Source organism: Parapedobacter deserti (assembly GCF_042646065.1).
GTDB classification, from domain to species: Bacteria; Bacteroidota; Bacteroidia; order Sphingobacteriales; family Sphingobacteriaceae; genus Parapedobacter; species Parapedobacter deserti.
Window position 1 is genome coordinate 1 of sequence record NZ_JBHRTA010000052.1, and the last position, 5,562, is coordinate 5,562.

Genomic DNA, 5,562 nt, shown 5'->3' on the forward strand with positions numbered 1-5,562 from the left:
AAAAAAAGCCCCTTTGCGAACGCAAAGGGGCTTAATAAAATCCGGCACCGACCTACTCTCACGCCTGTTACGGCAATACCATCGGCTCTGGCGGGCTTAACTGCTCTGTTCGGGATGGGAAGAGGTGGACACCGCCGATATAGGCACCTGAATACCTTTATGACATTTGACCGGAAGAAAACATTCTGAAAAAGCGAGAAAAAAGCAACAGCCGTTTTCCGTCGCGCGGAAAGCTTTCGGGCTATTAGTACCGCTCGGCTATGATGTCGCCACCTTTACACCTGCGGCCTATCGACCCCGTAGTCTACGGGGACCCTCAATGGAACACTCATCTCGTGGCCGGTTTCGCACTTAGATGCTTTCAGCGCTTATCCTAACCCGACATAGCTACCCAGCCGTACGCCTGGCGGCATAACTGGTACACCAGCGGTCGGTCCAGCCCGGTCCTCTCGTACTAAGGCCAGCCCCACTCAATATTCCAACGCCCGCAACAGATAGGGACCGAACTGTCTCGCGACGTTCTGAACCCAGCTCGCGTGCCACTTTAATCGGCGAACAGCCGAACCCTTGGGACCTTCTCCAGCCCCAGGATGTGACGAGCCGACATCGAGGTGCCAAACCTCCCCGTCGATATGAGCTCTTGGGGGAGATCAGCCTGTTATCCCCAGAGTACCTTTTATCCTTTGAGCGATGGCCCTTCCATGCAGAACCACCGGATCACTATGTCCGCCTTTCGGCCCTGTTCGGCTTGTAGGCCTCACAGTCAAGCGGGCTTATGCCATTGCACTCCACGTACGGTTACCAAGCGTACTGAGCCCACCTTTGAAAGCCTCCGTTACCTTTTTGGAGGCGACCACCCCAGTCAAACTACCCACCAAGCAGTGTCCCCCGCACAGCGGGGTTAGGAACCGGATACAGAAAGGGCGGTATTTCAAGGACGGCTCCACGGATACTGGCGTACCCGATTCAAAGCCTCCCGCCTATCCTACACATCCTGTACCCAATTCCAATGCTAAGCTATAGTGAAGGTTCATGGGGTCTTTCCGTCCCGTTGCGGGTAACCGGCGTCTTCACCGATACCACAATTTCACCGAGCTCATGGCTGAGACAGCGCCCAGATCGTTACACCATTCGTGCAGGTCGGAACTTACCCGACAAGGAATTTCGCTACCTTAGGACCGTTATAGTTACGGCCGCCGTTTACCGGGGCTTCGGTTCAATGCTTCGCCATTGCTGACTAACATCCCCCCTTAACCTTCCGGCACCGGGCAGGTGTCAGGCCTTATACTTCATCTCTCGATTTCGCAAAGCCATGTGTTTTTGTTAAACAGTCGCCTGGGCCTTTTCACTGCGGCTCCGCTTGCGCGGAGCGCCCCTTCTCCCGAAGTTACAGGGCCATTTTGCCGAGTTCCTTAGCCATGATTCACTCGAGCACCTTAGGATTCTCACCCCGACCACCTGTGTCGGTTTACGGTACGGGTACTGACTGCCTGAAGCTTAGCGGTTTTTCTCGGAAGCTTGATTACCCACGCTATCGGCGCCCCCGAAGGTTTGCCGTACTATCGGGTTTCAGCACATCCCGCGGACTTGCCTGCGGAACGTATACCTACGCCCTTCAACGCACTATTCCGTCAGTGCGCGGTGGTGTCACTTCTCCGTCCCCGCATCGCAGCAGCCAGAAGTACGGGAATATTAACCCGTTGTCCATCGGATTCGCCCTTCGGCTTATCCTTAGGCCCCGACTGACCCTGATCCGATTAGCGTTGATCAGGAAACCTTGGTCTTTCGGTGGGCGGGTTTCTCACCCGCCTTATCGTTACTTATGCCTACATTTGCTTTTCCGGAAAGTCCACCCAACCTCGCGGTCAGGATTCGCCCCCGCCGGAATGCTCCCCTACCGATATAAATATCCCATAGCTTCGGTAACACGCTTGATGCCCGTTCATTATCCACGCCCGGCCGCTCGACTAGTGAGCTGTTACGCACTCTTTAAATGAATGGCTGCTTCCAAGCCAACATCCTAGCTGTCTAAGCAGCCGGACCTCGTTAGTCCAACTTAGCGTGTATTTCGGGACCTTAGCTGATGGTCTGGGTTCTTTCCCTCTCGGCCTTGGACCTTAGCACCCAAAGCCTCACTGCAGCGCATATCCCGCGGCATTCGGAGTTCGTCTGGATTTGGTAGGATGTGACTCCCCCGCACCCAATCGGTAGCTCTACCTCCGCGGAACTAAGCACCACGCTGTTCCTAAAAACATTTCGGGGAGTACGAGCTATTTCCCAGTTTGATTGGCCTTTCACCCCTACCCTCAGGTCATCCGGAAGCTTTTCAACGCTTATCGGTTCGGCCCTCCAGTACCTGTTACGGCACCTTCAGCCTGCCCAAGGGTAGATCACAAGGTTTCGCGTCTACCTCCACCGACTGCACGCCCTGTTCAGACTCGCTTTCGCTTCGGCTGCCCCACTGAATGGGTTAACCTTGCCGGTGAAGTGTAACTCGTAGGCTCATTATGCAAAAGGCACGCCGTCACGGATAAATCCGCTCCGACCGCTTGTAGGCACACGGTTTCAGGTTCTATTTCACTCCCCTGTTCGGGGTTCTTTTCACCTTTCCCTCACGGTACTGGTTCACTATCGGTCTCCCAGGAGTATTTAGCCTTGGCGGATGGTGCCGCCGGATTCCCGCAGGGCGTCTCCGACCCCGCGGTACTCAGGATACCATTAGGCTGCACTTGCTTGCGTGTACGGGACTATCACCCCCTATGGTACCGGCTTCCCTTCCGGTTTCCACTTCGCGCATGCATGCCATGTCATGGTCCTACAACCCCGCATATGCCGTAACATATCCGGTTTGGGCTAATCCGCGTTCGCTCGCCACTACTTGCGGAATCACTGTTGTTTTCTCCTCCTACGCCTACTTAGATGTTTCAGTTCAGCGCGTTCGCGTATTATACGATGTACCTTCAGTACATCAGGTTACCCCATTCGGAAACCCACGGATCAATTCGTATTTGCCGATCCCCGTGGCTTATCGCAGCTTGTCGCGTCCTTCTTCGCCTCTGGGAGCCTAGGCATCCCCCGTGTGCCCTTATTCACTTTCTCCTCCCCGCGGCCCTTTTGCAAACCGCGGAGATGCTCTCTGCCGCATGCATCGTCTGATGCATGCCGGCTGTTGCTCTCTCGTTTCTCTTCTTGTTTTCTTCCAGTATGTCAAAGAACTTGTCCGGATAATAAATGCAGACCGGTATTCGGGACATTAAACCCCTAAAACGTACCAATCGCCGTATCCGACCGTGGAGAATAACGGATTCGAACCGTTGACCCCCTGCGTGCAAGGCAGGTGCTCTAGCCAGCTGAGCTAATTCCCCTCTCGTAGTCCCGAGCAGACTTGAACTGCTGACCCCTACATTATCAGTGTAGTGCTCTAACCAACTGAGCTACGGGACTAGCTGCATTCATGCCTTTTCGGGCCCACCGTGTAAGGGAACGGTGTCCTGATACTCCTTTATCAAAAAAACAGAAGATAATACATGCGCGCAGCAAGCCCATTTCCGGGCGCTCCAGAAAGGAGGTATTCCAGCCGCACCTTCCGGTACGGCTACCTTGTTACGACTTAGCCCCAATTACCAGTTTTGCCCTGACACGCTCCTTGCGGTCACATGCTTCAGGCACCCCCGGCTTTCATGGCTTGACGGGCGGTGTGTACAAGGCCCGGGAACGTATTCACCGCGTCATTGCTGATACGCGATTACTAGCGAATCCAACTTCACGGGGCCGAGTTGCAGGCCCCGATCCGAACTGTGAACGGCTTTGCGGGATTGGCGCCCTGTTGCCAGGTGGCTGCCCGCTGTACCGCCCATTGTAGCACGTGTGTAGCCCCGGACGTAAGGGCCATGATGACTTGACGTCGTCCCCGCCTTCCTCTCTGCTTGCGCAGGCAGTCCGGATAGAGTCCCCACCTTTACATGCTGGCAACTATCCACAGGGGTTGCGCTCGTTGCGGGACTTAACCCAACACCTCACGGCACGAGCTGACGACAGCCATGCAGCACCTAGTTTCGCGCCCCGAAGGGAAGCACCATCTCTGGTGCCGTCGCTAACTTTCAAGCCCGGGTAAGGTTCCTCGCGTATCATCGAATTAAACCACATGCTCCTCCGCTTGTGCGGGCCCCCGTCAATTCCTTTGAGTTTCACCCTTGCGGGCGTACTCCCCAGGTGGATGACTTAACGCTTTCGCTTGGGCGCCGGCATTCTATCGCCGACACCGAGTCATCATCGTTTAGGGCGTGGACTACCAGGGTATCTAATCCTGTTTGATCCCCACGCTTTCGTGCATCAGCGTCAATCGCGCCTTGGTAAGCTGCCTTCGCAATCGGTGTTCTGTGGCATATCTATGCATTTCACCGCTACTTGCCACATTCCGCCTACCTCATCCGCATTCAAGCTCGCCAGTATCAACGGCACTGCGATGGTTGAGCCATCGTCTTTCACCACTGACTTAGCGAGCCGCCTACGCACCCTTTAAACCCAATAAATCCGGATAACGCTCGGATCCTCCGTATTACCGCGGCTGCTGGCACGGAGTTAGCCGATCCTTATTCTCACGGTACACTCAGCCCCCTACTCGTAGGGGGGGTTGTTCCCGTGCAAAAGCAGTTTACAACCCATAGGGCCGTCCTCCTGCACGCGGCATGGCTGGTTCAGAGTTGCCTCCATTGACCAATATTCCTTACTGCTGCCTCCCGTAGGAGTCTGGTCCGTGTCTCAGTACCAGTGTGGGGGATTCTCCTCTCAGAGCCCCTAGGCATCGTTGCCTTGGTAAGCCGTTACCCTACCAACTAGCTAATGCCACGCGAGCCCATCCGTCCCCTATGAATATTTGGTTACATTATGATGCCATAACGTAACGTCATGCGGTGTTAATCCCTCTTTCGAGGGGCTATCCCCCTGGGACGGGCAGGTTGCTCACGCGTTACGCACCCGTGCGCCACTCTCATCACCCCCGAAGGAGTGAATCCCGTTCGACTTGCATGTATTAGGCCTGCCGCTAGCGTTCATCCTGAGCCAGGATCAAACTCTCCATTGTAAAATGAAGTGTTGAATCACCGGCCGAAAAACTCAATTTTTAACCTTAAGCTATCGGACAACAGTGCTTCTGTTAAATGTCCAACCGCCCGGAAATGACCTGGTTTCCTTTTTTATTTTCCAGCTTTCGCCGGTCCGAAAACCTGGCTACTTGCTGCGCTACATGAATATATCTTCTGTCTTTTAAAGAACTCAATGCGCCTCCGCTTCACGCTTCGGCTGTATATGACCGCCCGGTAAACCGGACCAATCTTCTCTCTTTTCAATCCCCGGAAGCATCGCGCCGCCGGTTCCGGAACCCTTTCGTATAACCCCCGTTCCGTTTGGGACTGCAAAGGTAGAAACATTTTCTAAACCCCGCAAATTTTTTTTAACTTTTTTTCCAGGCTCCCAAACCCCGCTCACAACCAACTAAACCCCGGAAAAACACTTCAATGAACAAACCCGATCCCTCAGAAACGGGATGCAAAAGTAAGACTC

At 54.5% G+C, this 5,562-nt stretch carries 2 tRNA genes and 3 rRNA genes; all 5 read right to left on the reverse strand.

Going from position 1 to position 5,562, the window contains the following annotated elements:
- Positions 1 to 39: 39 nt before the first annotated feature.
- Positions 40 to 151: ribosomal RNA gene (gene rrf, locus ACFOET_RS17840) — 5S ribosomal RNA — on the reverse strand.
- Positions 152 to 224: 73 nt separating this feature from the next.
- Positions 225 to 3,099, reverse strand: a 23S ribosomal RNA gene (locus tag ACFOET_RS17845).
- A 192-nt stretch (positions 3,100 to 3,291) separates the two neighbouring features.
- Positions 3,292 to 3,365: transfer RNA gene (locus tag ACFOET_RS17850), tRNA-Ala, on the reverse strand.
- Between the two features lie 5 nt (positions 3,366 to 3,370).
- Positions 3,371 to 3,444: transfer RNA gene (locus tag ACFOET_RS17855), tRNA-Ile, on the reverse strand.
- 117 nt (positions 3,445 to 3,561) lie between these two features.
- A 16S ribosomal RNA gene (locus tag ACFOET_RS17860) occupies positions 3,562 to 5,083 on the reverse strand.
- The 16S, 23S and 5S rRNA genes sit together here with 2 tRNA genes alongside, the layout of an rRNA operon.
- Positions 5,084 to 5,562 lie beyond the last annotated feature (479 nt).